The organism is Caballeronia cordobensis (assembly GCF_001544575.2).
In the GTDB taxonomy this organism is placed as follows: Bacteria; Pseudomonadota; Gammaproteobacteria; order Burkholderiales; family Burkholderiaceae; genus Caballeronia; species Caballeronia cordobensis.
Map to the genome: position 1 here is coordinate 15,263 of NZ_FCNY02000031.1, position 18,776 is coordinate 34,038.

At 61.0% G+C, this 18,776-nt stretch carries 23 protein-coding genes; 13 read left to right on the forward strand and 10 right to left on the reverse strand.

Annotated elements, in window-relative coordinates; translation table 11 throughout:
- Positions 1-8 precede the first annotated feature (8 nt).
- Both AWB70_RS34990 and msrB read right to left on the reverse strand, forming a co-directional pair.
- A complete protein-coding gene (locus tag AWB70_RS34990; RefSeq protein ID WP_053569220.1) occupies positions 9-1,820 on the reverse strand; it encodes a cytochrome c biogenesis protein DipZ in 1,812 nt (603 codons plus the stop codon).
- 40 nt (positions 1,821-1,860) lie between these two features.
- Positions 1,861-2,376 carry a peptide-methionine (R)-S-oxide reductase MsrB gene (gene msrB, locus AWB70_RS34995; RefSeq protein ID WP_053569221.1) on the reverse strand — a complete coding sequence of 172 codons (516 nt, stop codon included), beginning with the start codon at positions 2,374-2,376 and terminating at the stop codon, positions 1,861-1,863.
- A 153-nt stretch (positions 2,377-2,529) separates the two neighbouring features.
- Here msrB and AWB70_RS35000 point away from each other — a divergent pair, with 153 nt between their 5' ends.
- The 4 genes from AWB70_RS35000 to AWB70_RS35010 all read left to right on the forward strand — a co-directional run bounded on the left by AWB70_RS35000 (position 2,530) and on the right by AWB70_RS35010 (position 6,080).
- Positions 2,530-3,261 (forward strand): response regulator transcription factor, encoded by a 732-nt coding sequence (locus AWB70_RS35000; protein WP_053569222.1) that lies wholly within the window; start codon positions 2,530-2,532, stop codon positions 3,259-3,261.
- Positions 3,258-4,781, forward strand: coding sequence for a sensor histidine kinase (locus tag AWB70_RS35005; RefSeq protein WP_053569223.1), 1,524 nt, complete (start codon positions 3,258-3,260; stop codon positions 4,779-4,781). Before AWB70_RS35000 ends, AWB70_RS35005 begins: the two co-directional genes overlap by 4 nt.
- Positions 4,778-4,900, forward strand: coding sequence for a hypothetical protein (locus AWB70_RS39600; protein WP_268760571.1), 123 nt, complete (start codon positions 4,778-4,780; stop codon positions 4,898-4,900). The genes AWB70_RS35005 and AWB70_RS39600 overlap by 4 nt, the downstream gene beginning before the upstream one ends.
- Before the next feature lie 784 nt (positions 4,901-5,684).
- Entirely contained in the window at positions 5,685-6,080 is a 396-nt protein-coding gene (locus AWB70_RS35010) for a hypothetical protein (protein ID WP_014250817.1), read from the forward strand.
- A gap of 1 nt (position 6,081) precedes the next feature.
- On the opposite strand, the gene AWB70_RS35015 is transcribed toward AWB70_RS35010, so the two are convergent.
- A complete protein-coding gene (locus AWB70_RS35015; RefSeq protein ID WP_053569224.1) occupies positions 6,082-6,777 on the reverse strand; it encodes a GntR family transcriptional regulator in 696 nt (231 codons plus the stop codon).
- Between the two features lie 262 nt (positions 6,778-7,039).
- Here AWB70_RS35015 and AWB70_RS35020 point away from each other — a divergent pair, with 262 nt between their 5' ends.
- Both AWB70_RS35020 and AWB70_RS35025 read left to right on the forward strand, forming a co-directional pair.
- Positions 7,040-7,465 carry an organic hydroperoxide resistance protein gene (locus AWB70_RS35020; RefSeq protein ID WP_053569290.1) on the forward strand — a complete coding sequence of 142 codons (426 nt, stop codon included), beginning with the start codon at positions 7,040-7,042 and terminating at the stop codon, positions 7,463-7,465.
- Between the two features lie 105 nt (positions 7,466-7,570).
- On the forward strand, positions 7,571-7,972 hold the full coding sequence (locus tag AWB70_RS35025) for a VOC family protein (protein ID WP_053569225.1): 402 nt from the start codon (positions 7,571-7,573) through the stop codon (positions 7,970-7,972).
- Between the two features lie 76 nt (positions 7,973-8,048).
- On the opposite strand, the gene AWB70_RS35030 is transcribed toward AWB70_RS35025, so the two are convergent.
- Positions 8,049-8,552, reverse strand: coding sequence for an H-NS family nucleoid-associated regulatory protein (locus AWB70_RS35030; RefSeq protein WP_014250821.1), 504 nt, complete (start codon positions 8,550-8,552; stop codon positions 8,049-8,051).
- A 35-nt stretch (positions 8,553-8,587) separates the two neighbouring features.
- Here AWB70_RS35030 and AWB70_RS38580 point away from each other — a divergent pair, with 35 nt between their 5' ends.
- The 5 genes from AWB70_RS38580 (at position 8,588) to AWB70_RS35050 (ending at position 12,366) form a co-directional block, all read left to right on the forward strand.
- Positions 8,588-8,821 (forward strand): hypothetical protein, encoded by a 234-nt coding sequence (locus AWB70_RS38580; protein ID WP_143281740.1) that lies wholly within the window; start codon positions 8,588-8,590, stop codon positions 8,819-8,821.
- A 93-nt stretch (positions 8,822-8,914) separates the two neighbouring features.
- Positions 8,915-9,226 (forward strand): DUF485 domain-containing protein, encoded by a 312-nt coding sequence (locus tag AWB70_RS35035; protein ID WP_053569226.1) that lies wholly within the window; start codon positions 8,915-8,917, stop codon positions 9,224-9,226.
- Positions 9,223-10,794: a cation/acetate symporter ActP gene (gene actP / locus AWB70_RS35040; protein ID WP_053569227.1), complete on the forward strand. Its 1,572-nt coding sequence runs from the start codon at positions 9,223-9,225 to the stop codon at positions 10,792-10,794. Before AWB70_RS35035 ends, actP begins: the two co-directional genes overlap by 4 nt.
- Before the next feature lie 18 nt (positions 10,795-10,812).
- Positions 10,813-11,397 (forward strand): cytochrome b, encoded by a 585-nt coding sequence (locus AWB70_RS35045; protein ID WP_053569228.1) that lies wholly within the window; start codon positions 10,813-10,815, stop codon positions 11,395-11,397.
- A 3-nt stretch (positions 11,398-11,400) separates the two neighbouring features.
- Positions 11,401-12,366 (forward strand): NAD(P)H-dependent flavin oxidoreductase, encoded by a 966-nt coding sequence (locus tag AWB70_RS35050; RefSeq protein WP_053569229.1) that lies wholly within the window; start codon positions 11,401-11,403, stop codon positions 12,364-12,366.
- A gap of 28 nt (positions 12,367-12,394) precedes the next feature.
- Here the strand turns inward: AWB70_RS35050 and AWB70_RS35055 are convergent, their stop codons facing one another.
- The 4 genes from AWB70_RS35055 to AWB70_RS35070 all read right to left on the reverse strand — a co-directional run bounded on the left by AWB70_RS35055 (position 12,395) and on the right by AWB70_RS35070 (position 15,654).
- Positions 12,395-13,324 carry a LysR family transcriptional regulator gene (locus tag AWB70_RS35055; RefSeq protein ID WP_053569230.1) on the reverse strand — a complete coding sequence of 310 codons (930 nt, stop codon included), beginning with the start codon at positions 13,322-13,324 and terminating at the stop codon, positions 12,395-12,397.
- Between the two features lie 86 nt (positions 13,325-13,410).
- A complete protein-coding gene (uraH, locus tag AWB70_RS35060; protein ID WP_014250827.1) occupies positions 13,411-13,749 on the reverse strand; it encodes a hydroxyisourate hydrolase in 339 nt (112 codons plus the stop codon).
- Between the two features lie 38 nt (positions 13,750-13,787).
- Positions 13,788-14,312: a hydroxyisourate hydrolase gene (locus AWB70_RS35065; protein WP_053569231.1), complete on the reverse strand. Its 525-nt coding sequence runs from the start codon at positions 14,310-14,312 to the stop codon at positions 13,788-13,790.
- 1 nt (position 14,313) lies between these two features.
- Complete coding sequence (locus AWB70_RS35070) at positions 14,314-15,654, reverse strand: MFS transporter (protein WP_041731674.1); 1,341 nt, start codon at positions 15,652-15,654, stop codon at positions 14,314-14,316.
- A 288-nt stretch (positions 15,655-15,942) separates the two neighbouring features.
- On the opposite strand from AWB70_RS35070, the gene AWB70_RS35075 reads away from it, so the two are divergent.
- Both AWB70_RS35075 and uraD read left to right on the forward strand, forming a co-directional pair.
- Positions 15,943-16,890: a LysR family transcriptional regulator gene (locus tag AWB70_RS35075; protein ID WP_053569232.1), complete on the forward strand. Its 948-nt coding sequence runs from the start codon at positions 15,943-15,945 to the stop codon at positions 16,888-16,890.
- Between the two features lie 128 nt (positions 16,891-17,018).
- Positions 17,019-17,543 (forward strand): 2-oxo-4-hydroxy-4-carboxy-5-ureidoimidazoline decarboxylase, encoded by a 525-nt coding sequence (gene uraD, locus AWB70_RS35080; RefSeq protein WP_053569233.1) that lies wholly within the window; start codon positions 17,019-17,021, stop codon positions 17,541-17,543.
- Between the two features lie 45 nt (positions 17,544-17,588).
- On the opposite strand, the gene AWB70_RS35085 is transcribed toward uraD, so the two are convergent.
- Both AWB70_RS35085 and hpaC read right to left on the reverse strand, forming a co-directional pair.
- On the reverse strand, positions 17,589-18,041 hold the full coding sequence (locus AWB70_RS35085; protein ID WP_052485673.1) for a YybH family protein: 453 nt from the start codon (positions 18,039-18,041) through the stop codon (positions 17,589-17,591).
- A gap of 140 nt (positions 18,042-18,181) precedes the next feature.
- Positions 18,182-18,718, reverse strand: a complete 537-nt coding sequence (gene hpaC, locus AWB70_RS35090) for a 4-hydroxyphenylacetate 3-monooxygenase, reductase component (RefSeq protein WP_014250833.1) — start codon at positions 18,716-18,718, stop codon at positions 18,182-18,184.
- Positions 18,719-18,776: the final 58 nt, after the last annotated feature.

Here is an 18,776-nt window from a genome sequence, read left to right on the forward strand (position 1 = left end):
CCTCGGGTTCAACCGAACGTGAATGCGTAGGCTTCGACGCCAGGGTCGAGAAATTCGATCGTGAAGGTGCGGTCCGCTACCTGTCCCGTTTGCCGCACGAGTTGATAAAGGCGTTGCCCGGTGACGGTGCCGCTTCCATCGGCATTCACGTCGCTGCCATGCGATGCACCCGGCGCGGCGCCGTCGATGCTCACGCGAAAGCGCACCGGCTTGCCATCCTTCGACGGCCCGAGCACCAGATGCAGATCGCGCGCATGGAAGCGATACACGATGCGGCCCGTCCCGCCTTCGAGCGTCGCATTCTCCGCGCCGACCTTCCATGCGCCCGCAAGCCCCCAGTCGTTGACATCCAGCGCTTTCGGCGCGGCATAGTCGTGAATGCGATCGGGCCGCTCGCCGCCCGGCGACATGAACTGCTGCGCGCGCTCATAGCCGATATACGTTTCCGGCGAACGCATGTCCGCGTTATCGGCCTGCATCATCGCGCCCTGGCCAATGGCCTTGTCGTCGTGCGAGGTCATCGCAGCGGCCGGCTGCGCACCGTGGCCCGCTTCGGCGAGCAAGGTCTGAATCACACGCTCGGACTGCGCGTAATCGCCCTCGCCGAAATGGTGATAACGGATATTGCCTTGCGCATCGATGAAATAGTGCGCGGGCCAATACTGGTTGTTCAACGCACGCCATATCGCATAGTTGTTGTCGATCGCGACGGGATAATCGATGCCGAGATCGTGAACCGCCTGCTTCACGTTATCCACATTACGCTCGAATGCGAATTCCGGCGCATGCACGCCAATCACGACGAGCCCCTGATCGCGATACTTCTGCGCCCAGCTTTTCAGATAAGGCAAGGTGCGCAGGCAGTTGATGCAGGAATACGTCCACACATCGACGAGCACGACCTTGCCGCGCAACGCTTCCTTCGTGAGCGGCGGCGAGTTGAGCCATTGCACGGCGCCGTCGAGCGGCGGCAGCGCGCCTTCCACGGGAAGCGTGGCGGCGTTCGGCGGTTCGGTGCTTGCACGCATCATCGCGGGTGCATCGTTGGACGCATTGTTGGACGTGTTGGCGGCTTTCATCATCGCGCCGTCGTTTCGATTCGACAGCTTATCGACGAGATGCTGTTCGATGCCCGAAGTCGCGACCGTCGATACGCGGGCGAGCACGCCGGTGTCGAGCCCGAGCGCAATCGCGGCGACGCCGGCGAGCATCGCCACGCCGATGCCGCGCCGCACCCATTCGCCCGCGCCCAAGGAGCGCTTCATCGCGGTGAAGACGCGTCCGCCGATGAGCAGCGCAATCGCGAGCGACGTGGCCGCGCCCGCCGCATAGGCGATCAGCAGGAGCGTCGTGCCGACGCTCGCGCCATTGAGCGCCGCGCCCGTCAGCACGAGGCCGAGAATCGGGCCAGCGCACGGCGCCCACAGCAGGCCCGTTGCGATGCCGAGCACGAACGAGCTGCCGGTCCCCGGTGTTCCGTCGCCGCGTTGCGCGAATGCGGTCAGACGATTGCCCGCGCTGACGAGCGGATGCATCACGCGCTCGGCCAGGCTCGGCAACAGCAAGGTGAGGCCGAACACCGCCAGCAACACGATCGCCGCCCAGCGGCCATATTGATTGGCCTGCGTGACCCAGCCTCCGCCGACGGCGGCGAGCGTCGCGACCGCGGCGAAGGTCAGCGCCATGCCCGCGAGCAGAGGCAGTCCGCTCTTCACGAACGGCTGATCCGCGCGCGAAAACACGAAAGGAAGCACGGGCAGAATGCACGGACTGAGAATCGTCAGCGCGCCGCCGAGATAGGCAAGAACGATGAGCAACATGATGATGTCGTGTCGTGAGTGAGAGGAAAGCTGGCGCGATTCAGGCCGCGCCAGCGGTGAAATTAATCGCGATGCCGTTCATGCAGTAGCGCAGGCCCGTGGGCTTCGGACCGTCGTCGAACACATGGCCGAGATGACCGCCGCAACGGCGGCAATGCACTTCGGTGCGCACCGTGCCGAATGAACCGTCGATGCGCGTGCCGACCGCATGATCGAGCGGCGCCCAGAAACTCGGCCAGCCCGTGTGACTGTCGAACTTGGTGCGCGACGAAAACACCGCGAGCGCGCAGCCCGCGCAATTGAACAGGCCCGCGCGATGCTCGCCGTTCAGCGGGCTCGTATAAGGGCGCTCGGTGCCTTCGCGGCGCAGCACGTCGAATTGCGCGGGATTCAGCAGGCGGCGCCACTCGTCGTCGCTATGGACGATCTCGAAGCTTTCCTGCGATGGCGCTTTCATTGGCGAGCCCGCCGCCAGCACGCGCAGGCGGCCGCCGAAGGCAAGGGTGGCGACGGCCGCGGCGGCGCCCGTCACGAGAAAACGGCGGCGTGTCTGCATGATGCGATCCTCGTTTTCGACTGGATTGGCCGCATCGTAGCCGCGCGCGTATCCCCGAGTCCTCACCGAAAGTTAAATTAAATGTGATACTTGGCTGCGCGCTTTTCTGCACAATGGCGCACAGGAAACCTCGTTTGCCGACGACATTCGCTCATGGATCATCCGAAACGCATTCTGATCGTCGAAGACGACGTGCATATCGCCGAGGTGCTCAGCCTCAATCTGCGCGACGAGCGCTATGAAGTCGTCCACAGCGCCGATGGCGCCGAAGGCCTGCGCCTGCTCGAACAGGGCGGCTGGGATGCGCTGATTCTCGATCTAATGCTGCCCGGCGTCGATGGCCTCGAAATCTGCCGCCGCGCCCGCGCGATGACGCGCTATACGCCGATCATCATCACAAGTGCGCGTTCCAGCGAGGTGCATCGCATACTCGGTCTCGAACTCGGCGCGGACGACTATCTCGCCAAGCCATTCTCGGTGCTCGAACTCGTCGCGCGCGTGAAGGCGCTGTTGCGCCGCGTCGATGCCGTCGCGAAGGATTCGCGGCTCGATGCAGGGCGTGTCGAAGTCGCGGGCATCGCGATCGATCCGCTCGCACGCGAAGCATGGGTCGATGGCGCGCGCATCGAACTCACGCCGCGCGAATTCGACTTGCTGTATCACTTCACACGCCATCCCGGCAAGGTGTTCTCGCGCATGGATCTGCTCAACGCGGTGTGGGGTTATCGGCATGAAGGTTATGAGCACACCGTGAACACGCACATCAACCGCTTGCGCGCGAAAGTGGAGAAAGACGCGGCCGATCCGCAGCGCATTCTCACCGTATGGGGCCACGGCTACAAGCTCGCGCCGCATGCGCCCGATGACAAGGACGCCGCGCCGTGAAGCTCACGCTGTCGCAACGGCTCTTCGCGGTGTTCTGCGTGTTGCTGCTCGCGTGCTGCGGTGCGTCGGCATGGCTGCAGATTCGCGCGAGCGATCTGCGCGAGAAAGAGGTCATTCAAAGTCTTTCGCGTGGACTCGCGGCGCATATCGCGCGCGACGGCGCGCTTGCCGATGCGAAAGATATCGACGCGCCCGCCGTGCGCCGTCTCTTCAATCAACTGATGGTGGTGAATCCGAGCGTCGAAGTGTATTTGCTCGACAGCGCGGGCCATATTCGCGCCGACGATGCGCCGCCGGGGCACTTGAAACGCGATCGCGTCGATCTTGCGCCCATCGGCAAGTTTCTCGATGGCGAGCCCTTGCCGATTCTCGGCGACGATCCGCGCAGCGGCGACAAGCGCAAGGTCTTCAGCGCCGCGCCGCTCGCCGCGCCCGGCATGCCGCCATTCGGCTATGTCTATGTCGTGCTGCTCGGCGAAGAGCACGATGCGCTCGCGGCGAAGGCATCGGCGAGCGCGGTATTGCGGACCACGCTGGCGTCGATGGGCCTTGTCACGTTGCTTGGCCTCGTCGCGGGCGTGGTCGCGTTCGGTCTCGTCACGCGGCCGCTGCGCCGCCTGACCGAGGCGATGCGCAACTTCGACGCACGCGGTGCGCCCGCCGAGAAACCATTATCCGCGATGCTGCCCGCCGATAAAGCGGATGAACGCGACGAGATCGCCGTGCTCGAAAGGACCTTTGCGCAGATGGCGGATCGAATCGCGGAGCAATGGCGCGAGCTTGGGCGGCAGGACCGCGAGCGTCGCGAGATGGTGGCCAATATCTCGCACGATTTGCGTACGCCGCTATCGTCGCTGCATGGTTATCTGGAAACGCTGTCGCTCAAGTCGGACACGCTCGCCGATGCCGAGCGCCGCCGTTATCTGTCGATCGCGCTTGCGCAGAGCGCGAAAGTCGGCCATCTCGCGCAGTCGCTGTTCGAACTCGCGAAGCTCGAACACGGCATGGTCGCACCGGAAGCCGAGCCATTCTCGCTCGTCGATCTGCTGCAGGACGTATTCGAAAAGTTCGAGTTGTCCGCGCAATCGCGCGGCGTGCGGCTCGATGCGCAGATCGCCCCGCGTTTGCCGAATGTGATGGCGGATCTGGGCATGATCGAGCGCGTGCTGACCAATCTGCTCGACAACGCGATCCGTCATACGCCCGCGCAGGGAACGGTCAGCGTGTCGCTCGCGCACGGGCGCAATCATGGCGAGAGCGTGGCAGTCACGGTCCGCGACACGGGATCGGGCATTCCGCCCGCCATGCGCGACGCGCTCTTTCAGCGTCCGTTTGCATCCGGCGGCGCGCATCGGGGCGGCCTCGGCTTATTGATCGTGCAACGGATGCTTCAATTGCATGGCAGCCAGATTCGCCTGATCGATACGACGGAGACCGGCACGGCGTTCGAGTTCGACCTTCCTGCCGCCACCGCGCCGACAGGCAATGGCGCGCCGCGAATAAGCGGACGGCACGAATGAAAAAAAAGCCCGGCGTGAATGCCGGGCTGAATGGGATGGTCATCGCCTGCGCCGTGCCGCGCTGTTGGGAAGCGCGTGTGGCGTTGCCCGGTCTGACCATCCGCGTGGACGTTGGATGAAAGCCGGTGCGCTGCGAGTAGCGGCATCGCGCCGCTATGTTGCCTGCGCCTTAAGTCATGTTTTAATCTCCAATGCTTAAACCAATCTTAAGGACCGTGCGGTGCACGAAACGCCGCGCCGGGGTTTTCGTCATAATGCGTTTATTCGTTGCCTCTGCGCGTGTTGTTTCGCAATGTGGTGAATGCATACACACGATTCTGGCCGTGCTCGACGGCAAAATGTGCCGAGTGACACCTATGTGAAACCCTGCGGCGTTCCTCTATGAGGAAACTTTCCTTGGTTTCCCGCGATATGTTTGCTAGCATGTAATCGAGCCGCATGCTGACGCGCTCGTTCCGAGTCACGAGGCGCAACACCCGGCGGCCGATTCAATAAGGATCTTTGAGGCGAAAAGTAATCGAAGCGCGTAATGTCCGCGCTTGGCCTTCACTCGTTTGTCACATCTTGCCGAGGCGCAGTCGCTTCGTGGGGAACCTGATAAGCATATCTTCAGCGCGTTCATTGTGCACAGCCATTTGCGCTGTTTCGTTTAACGCGGGTAATTAAAAAACGCATCGCTTTCTTGAAGCGTCTTTAGCCGAATCTTAAGGTAATCGGATCGAATGTTGCCGGTTTTGTCGCAGCACGTTTAAACGCGCGCGCAATTCAATTCGGCGCTTCGACATAAGACGCGCATATCTCTTGGCGTTGCAGGTGATTTCCAGGCAATGGGTTATCGTCATCGCTTTCGAATGACGATGGGATATCACGCGCACAGGATGCGCACACCATGCGGGAGGGAACGTGGAAACGGAACTCAGCCAACGGCTTGCGAAGGCATTATGGCGTTGTGCGTTGCACGGACATGTGCTGGCCTATCAGCGCTTTCATGCACTGTGCGACAAGAGCGTGCCGCTGCCTCAGCGCTATGCGGCGCTCGAATCCGCGATCAAGACGCTCGGCGATGTGCGCGACATCGACTATGGCGTGCTCATGGCGCTGGACAGCGGCTTGCCCGGAGCGGAGTTCTTCCAGCGTTATCTGCGGCATCGTCATGGCGAATACGTGACGCAGATGGGCGATCCGAAATATCACAGACAGACGCTCGCGGGCAAGCGCACGCTCGTCGCACGGGAACGCGATCGCGTCTATGCCCACGCGCGGATGCTGGAAGAGGAGCGAGCGCGACAGGCCGCGTGATTCAGGCGTCGGCTTCCGATTCCCGCTCGCGCTGTTCGCTCAGCACGAGACCGAGCCGTTCGACGAGATTCTTGCGCGCGTTCGCGGTGTGCAGATCCGTGAGCGCGGCGGCGCGCTGGCCGTCGCCTTCGTTGACGGCCGTCGCGATGGCCGCGTGCTCGTCCCAGATCGCCTTGCGCTGTCCCGATACCTGCAGCACCGCGCCCATCACGCGACGCAGATGCACCCAATGCGTCTGCGCGGTCTCGGCGATCAGCGGATTGCCCGACGCCGCGTAAATCGCGTTGTGAAACGCCAGGTCGGCGTCGATCATCGCCTTCACATCGTCGCTCTTCGAGGCGCGCCTTCCGTTGGTGATGAGCGCCTTGTCGATCTTCGCGCCCCGTTCGGCGGCGAGACGCGCGGCGAGCGAGTCGAGCGCGCCGCGAATTTCGTAGAGATGACTGATCCACGCGGGATCGAGCGGGGTGACGAGCAGGCCGCGTCCGGGCGCATCGACCACGAGGCCGTCCTTTTTCAGCAGGCGCAAGGCCTGAAGGACGGGCGAGCGCGAGACGGCGAGCTGCTCGGCGATTTCTTCCTGCGTGATGCGCGTTCCGGGCGCGAGCGAACCGGAACTGATGGCGTCGAGCAGCACTTTGTAGACCTCGTCCACATAGTCGGTGCGCGCCTGAAGCTTGAGAAGTTTGGCGGCCATGGTATTCACTACATTTCTGGATACAGAATACGCCAAGCTTACAGCGCGGCGTCGTCGTGCGTCAACGCGCTGCGAGGGAAACAACTGCGCCGGCTACAGAACGCGAGCAGCCCGTGAGCGAGCTTGCCGCGTCTTGAGTATCCTTCGATACTGGGAATCCGGCCCCTGCGGGACGGCGTCCCATCAGGAATCCATGTCAGCGGACTCGGACGGCGCGTTCGCGCCGCGCAGGCCGCTCAACACAATGCACAGGAGTCTGGCGATGTCGATCGAAAAGGTTTTATACCGTGCGCATGCCCATGTCACCGGCGGACGCGACGGCCGCGCGACCGTGCCCGAAAGTAATCTCGAACTCAAACTGACAACACCGAAAGAGTTAGGCGGTGGTGGCGGCGATGGCACGAATCCGGAGCAGCTTTTTGCCGCGGGTTATAGCGCGTGTTTCATCGGCGCGATGAAGTTCGTCGCCGCGCGCGACAAGATCACGCTGCCGAAAGACGTCGCGGTCGATGGCAGCGTGGGCATCGGCCAAATCCCGAATGGCTTCGGTATCGAAGCGGAATTGAAGATTTCATTGCCGGGCATGGATCGCAACGAGGCGCAGGCATTGATCGACAAGGCTCATTACGTATGCCCGTATTCCAATGCGACGCGCAATAACATCGATGTCAAGTTGACGCTTGTCTGAGTGACGCTTGCCTGAGCGCGCTCGAATGTTCGAGCGCTCCTTCTGCGCACGCTCGAACGCCGTATTGTTTTTCGGGCGCGCGTAGATGCCGTACAGGAGGAAACGATGCTGACATCTGGAATCGACCACGTTGGCCTTACCGTGCGTAACCTGGAAGCGACGCGAGACTTCTTCGTGCAATGCCTCGAATGGAAGATCGTCGGCGAGCGGCCCGAGTATCCCGCCGTATTCGTCTCCGACGGAAAACTATTGGTTACGCTATGGCAGGTGAAAGATGACTCGGCGCCAATCGCGTTCGACAGGCGAAAGAATATCGGGCTTCACCATCTCGCGTTTCGCGCAGCGAATGAAGCCGCACTCGCGACGATTCTCGAGCGCGTGTCGGCCTGGCCGGGTGTCGAGGTGGAGTTTGCGCCAGAACTGTTAGGCGCCGGTCCTAAACGCCATATGATGATTTATGAGCCGGGCGGCATCCGGATCGAATTCGATTTCGATCCTCGTGTTTAGCTGAGGCAATGCGCTAAGGGAATGCTTTCGACCGCAACCGGGGGAGTGACGAACTCCACCGGTTGCGAATGTTTGATCAGCCGATCAGAAATGGCGTGCGGTCTTCGACAGATGCGAGCCACGCAGGCGCGCGGCCACGTCCGCTCCACGTTGCGCCGGACTGCGGATCGCGATAGAGGGCGGGTTGAGGGCCGCGCGGTTGCCCCTTTGCTCTGCCTTTGCCCTTGGCTGCGACGCCGGCTTTGCCTTTAGTCTTGGGAGCCGATTCGCTTGCGCCCACCGCGAATTTGCTGCGGTCTTTCGCTTGAGCGATCCATCCGGGCGCACGCCCGCGACCACTCCACGTTGCTCCGGTTTTCGGATCCTGATAAGCCACCGTGCTTTGCTTCTTTAGCGACTTCGACCGTCCGGTTTTCTTACGCGTGCCCGAATACTGTTCGATGTCCGAGATACTCAATCCGTGAAGCGACATCAAGTCCCGAATCTTTTGCAATGCGCCTTCCGATTGCTTTGCGACGAGTGCATCGGCTTTCGCCTGAAGTGCTTCGATACGTGCCTGAATACTTTCGAGCGTTGACATGACGAGTCTCTAATTGATGGTTTTTGCACTATGCCATGCGCATGCACGATACGCCAGAGGTAATTCGTATAAATGCGTTGCAAATGAAAGGGATAACTTTGTTAGGCGGTGCGTCGCACATTCATAACGGCAGCCTTAAAAAAACCCTCCAGATTTCTTTAGCGTCCTGCGATGAACTTTCGTTTCACGATTGCATTCCTTCGGCACGCGAGCGGCGGCGAAGCGAAGGAAAGGCCATGCGAGGCAAGCAGATGGTTCATCAAAAATGATGCGTGGAATCATCAATCATCATTTTACATGAGACATCGCGCGGCCTATCGTGTCTTCGACATCCATAACATTCCAAATCAGGAGACACCGCGATGCCCTCGACTGCTGGCCAGGACCTCTGGCTGATGCCTGCTTTCCACCAACTCGTCTCGCGCAAACGCAAGTTCATCGCGCGCCTGACGCTCGGCACGCTGGTGCCGTATTACGCCTTCGTATTGATCGCCGCATTCGCGCCGAATCTGCTTGCCGCGCGGGTCTTCGGCGCGAACGTCATGACGGCGGGGTGGACCGTCGGCGTGTTGCTTATTGCGGGAACCTGGCTTCTCACGGGCCTCTACATTTACCGTGCGAACGGCGAGTTCGATGCGCTCACGAGCGAAATCCTGAAGGGAGCAGGTCAATGAATCTGACGGCTATCTCGATGTTTCTCGCTTTCGTCTTCGCCACGCTCGCGATCACCTGGTGGTCGGCTTCGAAGACGCGTTCCATGAAGGACTTCTATAACGCGGGCGGATCGATCACCGGCTTTCAAAACGGTCTTGCGCTGGCTGGCGATTACATGTCGGCGGCGGCATTGCTCGGTCTCACGAGCATGATCTTCTTCAACGGCTATGACGGGATGATCTATGCCGTGAGCTTTTTCGTCGCGTGGCCGTTGCTGATGTTTCTGTTCGCCGAGCGCATCCGGAACCTCGGACAAGTCACGATTGCAGACATTGCTTCCTTCCGCCTCGATCAGCAAAGAACGCGCGCGATGATGGCTTTGGGCTCGCTCACGGTCGTCTGTTTCTATCTCGTGGTGCAGATGGTCGGGGCAGGGCAGTTGATTCATCTTTTGTTCGGGCTGAGCTACAACCAGGCGATCGTCGTCGTCGGCGTGCTCATGGCCGTGTATGTCACCTTCGGCGGCATGGTTGCGACGACGTGGGTTCAGATCATCAAAGCCGTGCTGATGTTGTTCGGCGCAACCTTGCTGGCATTTCTGGCGCTCAGGCAATTCGGCTTCTCGCTTGATGCGATGTTCGAGCAGGCGATTCGAACGCACAAAAACGGAAGCGCGATCATGCTGCCGAGTAAACTCGTCGCCGATCCGTTTGCGATGCTTTCGTTATCGGTCGGACTCGTATTCGGCACGTCCGGCCTGCCTCATATCCTCATGCGCTTTTTCACGGTGCGCGATGCGAAGGCCGCGCGCAAGTCCGTCTTCGTTGCGACGGGCTTTATCGGCTATTTCTTTCTCGTGGTGGCGTTGCTCGGCGTGGCGGCAATCGCAATCGTCGGGCGCAATCCGCTCTTTTACGAGGGCGGCGTGATAGGCGGCAAGCTGATCGGCGGGTCGAACATGCCTGTCATGCATCTCGCGAAGGCGCTTGGCGGCGACCCGGCGCTCGGCTTTCTCTCCGCCGTTGCTTTCGCGACGATTCTGGCCGTCGTCGCGGGCCTCACGATGGCGGGCACATCCGCGATTTCGCACGATCTCTATGCGATGGCCTACAAGAAGAATTGCGCGACGCCAGAGAACGAGAAGCGCGTATCGCGCATTGCATCGATGGGCATAGCGGTGGTCGCCATCATGCTCGGCATGCTGTTCAAGGATCAGAACGTCGCGTTTCTCGTCGCGCTGACCTTCAGCATCGCTGCATCGGTGAACTTTCCGGTCCTGACGCTCGCGATCTACTGGAAAGGCCTGACCACGCGCGGCGCGCTTATCGGCGGCATGGCCGGGCTTGTCAGCGCTATTTCGCTCGTGGTCCTTTCGCCCGCCGTCTGGGTGAAGGTTCTGGGGCATGCGGCGCCGGTTTTTCCTTACGACTATCCGGCGCTCATCTCCATGAGTATCGCGTTCTTCTTCATGTGGCTCGGCTCCGTGACCGATCGCCGCGCTCAGGCCAATGAAGAACGGCGCAGATTCAACGATCAGTTCGTTCGTTCGCAGACCGGAATGGGCGCATCGGGCGCGGTGAGTCATTGATCCTCGAAGGGAGTCGTCATGTCCAAAGCTCAGCCTCACCTCATGCCGGGATCCGTGCGTTTCAAGACGAGAGACAACGGACTCGGGTTTTCGCCAATCACCATTGTGCTTCACTGGCTGATTGCGTTTCTCGTGCTATCGATCATCGCGATGAAAATCGTCGCGCTCTTCGCAGCGTCGGACAACGCCGAGCGCTTCGTCAATCTGTGCGCAACATTGCTCTTTCCGCTCTCGATTTACCGGTTCTGGGCTCGCATCACGTCGTGGCATCCATTGCCGGTCGGCACGCCGAATCCGGTGGAAGTGATGGTAAGCCGCTCGGTCGCTGTTGCGCTGGCTCTGGCGATGGTGCTCCTGCCGATCGCCGCATGGCTTGCGAAATCGAGCGCGGGCGTACCGATCGAATTGCCGGGCGGCGTCATCGTGCCGGCGCTCATGCGTCCACATTCCGGCGCTGCGCATGTATTCGGCGTGCTGTTCGACATCGGCGCTGGCGCGTTCTTGTGCGGACTTATCCTGCACATGTTCGGCGCCTTCAAAAATCACTTCGTGTTGAAAAACGATTCGCTCAGGCGAATGCTTGGCAAGCATGTGGAGCTTTGAACCATGAATGCAATCAATAGAAATGGGCCAACCAACGCCGTCGCCAGGCTATGCGGCGTCCGCTATCCGATCTTCCTCGCGGGCATGGCGGCCATCTCGGGGCCTCGGCTGGTCGCGGCGGTCGCCAACGCGGGCGGGATGGGTACGATCGGCGGACTGCGGTTGCCGCCGCTCGCATTGCGACGCTGGATCGACGAAACGCGGGCGCTGACGGAGAAGCCTTTCGGCGTGAATCTGGTGCCGTCGTTCGGCGGGCCGGATGTATTCGAGGCGCAATTTCAGGTTGTCCTCGAAAGGAAGCCGAACATGCTTTCGCTTTTCTATGCGGAAGCTTATCCGGATATGATCCGGCGCGCGAAAGACGCGGGCATGGTCGTGATGGTTCAGGTCGGTTCGGTGGAACTGGCGCGCCAGGCGATTGCCAACGGCGCCGATATCATCACCGCGCAGGGCAGCGAAAGCGGCGGGCATTTGAATCGCGGCACGATCGGATTGCTGTCTTTGTTGCCGGGCATTCTTGCCGTCGCAAAAGAGCGGCCCGTCCTCGCCGCCGGCGGCATCACGAATAGAAGCGATGTCGAAACGGTAATGCGCATGGGGGCGTCCGGTGTGCTCGTGGGCACGGCGTTCGTCGCCTGCGAGGAATCCAACGCGCATGCGCTGTACAAGCAAAAGATCGTCGAAGCGACGGTCGACGATACCGAGTATCGCACCGGTTATTCGTTCGGCTGGAAATACGGCACCCCGCATCGCGTCATGCCAAACCGGGACCGCTGGAATCTGCTGCGATTCATCGGCGGCGGTGCGCGCATCATCGACAAGCCGCGCATGGCGCAAAAGCTATCGCTCTATGCGGGACAAGGGGTGGGCAAGATCGATCGCGTCATGCCCGCAGCGGCGCGCGTGGCCGAACTCGCCGAAGGGCTGGCGTTCGACTGCGAGGAAGGATTGCAGTTTCGTTATGCGTGATGATTCGAACGTGAATGCGCCTGCGATCTTATGCAGGCGCATTCGCGAGCGAAAGCTCGCTATCGGCATTCGGTTGGCCTGAACCATTGCCGAACTGCTCATGCGCCAGCGCGAGCAGCGCTGATAACGCGGGCGTCACGACCGCATCCTGATTGCGGATGAAAACCGTGGTCACGTTCGAAAAATCCGGCGGCAGTTCGTGGATTCGTACAGAGCGCCGGCTGCCGTGACGTTCGACGACCGCTTTCGGCAACAGCGTGATGCCCATTCCCGCCGCGACGCACGACATAATGCCGTCAAGCGTGCCTAGTTCGAGTATTTGTCCCGGAATGAGTCTCGACTGATAAAACCAGTTCTCGAGCGTCGAACGATAGAAGCAGCCGGTTCTGAACACGAGCACCGTTTGCTTCGAGATCTGCGCCATTAATTGTTCAAGCGACCGGAATTGCATGCTGCTGAGCAATGCAAGCTCTTCGCGAAACACTTCTTCTTGATGAAGCGCGGCATTCTGATGAAATCCGCCGACGAATGCGGCATCGAGCCGATGGGTTTCCACAGCCTTGATGAGTTCGCTCGTCGTGCCGGTAATGAGCGAAAGCTGCACTTGCGGATACTTCTTGTGATAACCGGCAAGCACTTTCGGCAAGCGGATCGCCGCGGTGGTTTCCATCGATCCGAGACGCAGCGGTCCTTTCGGCGTGGTCACATCGAGCATGGCGCTGCGGCTCTCGTCCATCAATTGCAGCACGCGCCGTGCATATCCGATAAAGGTATGTCCCGCGGAGGTGAGCACCACGCCACCTTTGGACCGCACGAACAATTGCTGACCGAGCTCGCTTTCCAGCTCCTTCACGCGCATCGTGACATTCGACTGAACGTTATGCACTCTCTCCGCCGCGGCGGTGAAGCTGCCGGTTTCCGCCACGGCGCAAAAAATCTTCAGGTGTCGAAGTTCCATCGATATGCCCCTTAATCATCGAGAATGATGAAGCAGTCGCGCTTCCATTCTGATTGATGATGCGAGGCATGTAAAGCAAACCCGGCTCAACTGCCGCGATACGTTCCGAAGCTCCAGGGCGAACAGAGCAAGGGCACGTGATAGTGCTGAGCGGCATCGCCGAGTGTGAAACGCACCGGAACGACATCGGCGAAAACATCAGGCGTCTTGAAGTAATCCGCGACCCAGAAGCGCAATTCGAAATCGCCGGCGCGGGCCTGCGCTGCGGGCAGGATCGGCGAGTCCGTGCGGCCGTCGCGATTGGTGCGTGTGCGGGCGATGAGCGTCGGCGGTTGAGTGCCGACATCGAACAATTCGATCTGCATGCCCGCAGCGGGCTTGCCGAGCGCGACGTCGAGTACATGCGTGGTGATGCCTGCGGCCATGATGTGTCTCCTGATCTCGTTTGCCGTTCGATTTCTGCTCAACTGCCGCGGTAATAGTTATAACTCCACGGTCCGAACAACACGGGCAAGTGAATGCGTTGATTGACGTCGGTAATGCGAAAGCGCAGCGGTATCTTCGAAAGGAACAGCGGCTGCGGCAGATTCGCCTTGCGCGCGGCGAAGTAGTCGTCCGCGTGAAGCAGCAATTCATACGTGCCCGCGCGATACGTGTCGCCGATCAGAAGAGGCGGCTCGCTGCGGCCGCTCGCGGCAAGCGTGATGGTCTGCAGTAGCTTCGAACGGCCATCCTCTATCGCGAACAGATCCACGCGCATGCCGGCTCCGGGCGTGCCGTGCCAGGTGTCGAGCGCGTGCATCGTGAGGCGCGGGCTCAGACCGTCCTGTTGCGTCGGCCCGGTCGTCTGATTGGGCGCCACCGGCGACTGAGGATCGGCGGCGAGCGCGGCATTGGCCATGAGCATGCTGCCGCCCAGTGCCACCGAACGCAGCGCGAAACGACGGCGGCTCGCATCGAATGCGGGGGAAAGGTCTTTGTCGCGCATGTCAGGCCCCTTGTTTGTTGCCGAGCTTGCGAATGCCGATGAGCACGAGCACCGCGGCGATCACTTCGATCACGGCGACGATATACAGGCCGGTCGTGACCTTGCCCGTCGCATTCTTGATGAGCCCCATCGCGTACGGCGCACCGAAGCCCGCGAGATTGGAGACCGAGTTGATCAGCGCCACGCCGACCGCCGCCGCGCTGCCGGCGAGATAGCGGTTAGGCAACTGCCAGAACACGGGGATCGCACTCATGGTGCCGACGAGCGACACCGTCATCGCCAGCAACGCCACCACCGGAGACAGCTTGTCGAAGCCCATCAGGATCGCGAGCACGGCCATTGCCACGCCGCCCACGATCGCCGCGCCGCTGAAATGCCAGCGCACTTCGTTGCTGCGGTCGGAATGCGCGCCGTTGAGGATCATGCCGGCCGCGCCGCACAGATACGCTACCGCCGCGATCCAGCCGACAGCCATCGGCGTGCTGATGCCCACGTCCTTGATGACGGTCGGAATCCAGAAGGTCAGCGTGGAATTCGCACACAGCAGGCAGAAGAAGATCGCGATGAGAAGCCACACCTTGCGGTTCGTGAAGAGCGAGCGCCAGTCGTGGCCGCGTTCGCCCATCGCCGCGTTATCGCGTTGCAGTGCGTCGAGCACGACACGCTTTTCATCGTCGGACAGCCAGCGCGCCTGCTCGGGCTTGTCGGTCATGTAGAACCACGCGAAGATGCCGGCCAGCACCGACGGAATGCCTTCGAGAATGAAGAGCCATTGCCAGCCGTGCATGCCCTGCACGCCACCCATCGACGTCATGATCCAGCCGGCGAGCGGGCCGCCGAGCACGCCCGCAATCGCGGATGCCGACATGAACGTGCCGAACGCGCGGGCGCGCCGTTGCGACGGATACCAGTACGTGAGATAGAGAATCACGCCGGGATAGAAACCGGCTTCAAATGCGCCGAGCAGAAAGCGCAGTAGATAGAACTGCGTGGGCGTCGTGACATGCGTTTGCAGCATGCAGATGACGCCCCAGCAAATCGTGATGCGCATGATCGTCTTTTTCGCGCCGATCTTCTGCAGCAGCATGTTCGACGGCACTTCGAAGAGGAAGTAGCCGATGAAGAAAATACCCGCGCCGAGGCCGTACACCGCTTCGCTGAAATGCAGCGAGTCCAGCATCTGCAATTTGGCGAAGCCGATGTTCACGCGGTCCAGCCACGCGAGCACCCACAACACGCCGAGAAACGGCAGCAAGCGCCATGAGACTTTGCGATACACGCTCGCTTCGGCACTTTCGGCCTCGCTCGCGAATACCGGCATCTCCTGTTTGATGAGCGACATGGTGTCTCCTTTCCTGTCGGTTTGCGTCGCGCGGTGACGGCCGTGCGTCCGGTTGGAAGCAAGTATAGAAACGGCCATGAATAGGGGAACGGCGGGCGGGCCAATAAGCCCCATAGCAACACCTGTATGGGTTGCGAAGCCTTATACGGTGGGGCTGTGCGCGATTTTCCATGCCGCTTTCCGTGACCTATGGATTACCCTAGAGCGGCCCCGTCGAAGCGGTTATGGCGATTGCGGCTGTCAAAATAGCGGCGCGGCGACGCGAACTTATCAGACACGGAACTCACCATGAATCGCACCGACGATCCATTCGATACCTATCTGCTGCGCGTGCTATGCACGCTGATCGGCGAGCGCAGCGTGTCGCGCACGGCGATTCGTATGAACCAGTCGCAACCGGCGATCAGTTCGGCGCTGAAGCGGCTGCGCGCGATCTTCAACGATCCGCTGCTCACGCGCGAAAAAAACGCGATGGTGCCGACGGAACGCGCGATTCAGCTCGCGCAGAGCGCGCAGGCCGCCTTGAGCGCGCTCGATAACCTGCTCGTATCGGACGATCATTTCGATCCGGCCACGACCGAACAAACCTTCACCGTAGGCATGCCCGACTATCTGGCGCCGCCATTTTTCGCGCATGTCGTGCGCGAATTCAGGCGTGCTGCGCCGCACGCGCGCATCGTCGCCGTGCCGCTCTCGGCATCGTTCAACTATGAACAGGGGCTATCGGAAGGCTCGCCGGATATCGTCATCGGCAACTGGCCCAATCCGCCGGAGCATTTGCATTTGTCGGTCCTGCTGGAAGACGAGGTCGTATGCGTCGTCGCGCGCGACAGCGTGTATGCGCAGTCCGGCAAGTTCGATGCGGAGGATTATCTGAGCGCGTCGCATATCGTGCCGGCGCCGTATTCGCGCGATCAGCGAGGCGTGGTCGATACGGGGCTCAGCACCATGCGCGTGCATCGCGACAATCGCGTGAGCTGCCCGTATTTCAACCTCGCGCCGAGCCTGATTCCGGGCACCGATCTGATTCTCACGACGGGCCGGCATTTCGCCAACTATCACGCGCAGCATCTGCCGCTCGCGGTGCTCGAACCGCCGATCGAATTTCCGTTCATGCGCTTTTATCAGCTATGGCATCCGTCGCGGCATCGATCGGCCTCGCACGTGTGGCTGCGCGGCATGCTGACGGCGGCTGCGCAGGAATTGCGCGCGCTGCGCGATATGAATCGCACGTAGCGCTATCGCGTTCTGTTATGCGGTCAATAGGATCGGATGCCTCGCCGCGCGCTCGCGCGCTTCCTATACTCGGCACGAATCGCCATCGACGCCATGCGAATTCGGCGTGCCTTATAGGAGAGGAGTTCATGTCACAGTCGATCAATTTCGAGCCGGTCAACGCGCTGGATCGCACGGCTTTCGTCGGCGCGTTCGCAAGCGTATTCGAGCATTTTCCGCAGGCAGCGGAAGGCGCATGGAGCGCGCGTCCTTTCGCATCCGAAGCTGCGCTGCACGACGCGATGATGGACGTCATCCGGAAGCTCGACGCCAATGCACAGCGGGCTTTTCTCAATCAGCATCCGCTCTTGTCCGGAGCGAACATTCGTTCGGGAACGATGACGGCGGATTCCGATGCCGAACAGAAGAGCGCCGGCCTGGACACGATGCCTGTGGATCAGGAAGCTGCGCTCGATCGCCTCAATGGAAGCTATCTTGCGCGCCACGGCTTTCCGTTCATCATCTGTGTGCGCAATTACACGCGTGAAGGCATTTTCAGCGCGCTGGAGCGCCGTATCGGACGCAGCACGCAGCAAGAGCTGGACGAGGCGCTGGCGCAGATCGCGGCGATCACGCGCGCACGGCTGAATGCGCGGCTTTCCGCATTGAACTGAGGCGCGATTTCGCGGGCCCGATCCCCATTCGGGCTCGCAATATCATTACTGCGATGGCGCCGCGTTCCATGTCTGCGCGGTCGTTCGCCACTTGCCGTCCGTGCCTTTGGTGAGCACCTTGAGCACCACGCCCTTATAGGGCGTCTTCTTGCCGTCCTTCTCGGCAACGGCCGTCCAGTTCGCCGTCTGATAGATCAGATTGCCGACGCGTTTCGCGCTGACGACATCGATCGTATGATCGCGAAAGCCCGCCTCGAACAAGCCCTTATAGAACTTCTCGACATCCGGGCGTCCCTGAATCGTCGTGCCATTCCCCGGCGATAACACCACTTTTTCGTCGTACAAGGCGCCGAGCGCCCGGGCATCTCCCTTGTTGAAAGCCGCATTCCAGGTGGTGTTCGCATCGTCGACTACCTTGTCGCCTTGCGCGAAGACCGGCGGTGACGCGACCAGCACAAACAACACACACGCACTCCATTGCCTCGAGATCTTGTTCATCACGACTCTCCAAGTGGCGAACGAGCAGACCCGGGCGATGCGCGCCGTTATTCACGCCTTCCTTTCAATCGCCTGTCTGCGCGTGGAGTATAGGAAGCGGTGTTCCTGTAATCAATTAACGCGGAACCGGCGATAAGAGATCATTGCGCGGCGCACACGCGCGGCACGCGATGAAAGTTGCGATCGAAGTAAATCAGGCTATCGCCATCGTCGCGCACGCGGATCGCTGTCGTCTGGACGAACATCACCGAATGCGAGCCCACTTCCTTGGCTTCGACGATGGTGCCTTCCAGACTCGCCAATGCATCGCGCAACACCGGCACGCCGTTCGCGCCTTCGTCCCACACCGGCAAGGAGAAGCGTTCTTCCATCGACAGTTGAGTGAGCCCGGCGAAATGCCGCGCGATCTGTTCCTGATGACCCGGCAGTACGTTCACGCACACATTGCGATTGCCCGCGAATGCCGCATGCATGGCGCTCGACCGGTTGATGCAGACGAGCAGCGTGGGCGGCGAGTCCGTGACCGAGCACACCGCGCTCGCGGTAATGCCGCAGCGTCCGTGCGCGCCCGCTGTGGTGATGACGTTCACCGCGGCGCCGAGATGAGACATGGCCTGGCGAAACTGCTTGCGCACCTGTTCGATGTCGGTATAGTCGGGGCGGGGCATCGCGGACATATCGGCGTCTCCTGTTCGATTCGTTTTCAAGTCTGTGTATATCAAGTTGTGAGTCAAG